The organism is Salinimicrobium oceani, from assembly GCF_012037645.1.
Genome location: NZ_JAAVJR010001061.1, coordinates 1 through 366, shown reverse-complemented (window position 1 = coordinate 366; position 366 = coordinate 1). Strand labels below are relative to the sequence as shown.

1 protein-coding gene is annotated in these 366 nt (G+C 44.8%); it reads left to right on the top strand.

What is annotated here, in order from left to right; translation table 11 throughout:
* Nucleotides 1-38 precede the first annotated feature (38 nt).
* Nucleotides 39-366: enoyl-CoA hydratase/isomerase family protein (locus HC175_RS20775; protein WP_209310158.1), on the top strand; the 328-nt coding region annotated here is incomplete at its 3' end.

Genomic DNA, 366 nt, shown 5'->3' with positions numbered 1-366 from the left:
AAATAAAATGTAACTTTACAGGAAAGCCAGTTTAAAATATGACCACTACCAGAGAAAACGGAAGTCTCTATACCAAAATCGTCAACGGAATTGCTACTCTGGAATTTGGTCATCCTGCCAGTAATTCCTTTCCGGCAATACTGCTGGAGCGCCTGGAAAAGGAGCTGGGAAAACTTTCTGAAGACGAGGAGGTAAAGATCATTATTTTAAGATCTGAGGGAGACCGTGCCTTTTGTGCCGGGGCCTCTTTCGATGAGCTGCTGGCGGTTGAAAACATGCAGCAGGGGAAGGTCTTTTTTTCAGGATTTGCTAATGTGATCAACGCGATGCGGAGCTGCAAAAAGCTGATTATCGGCCGTATTCATG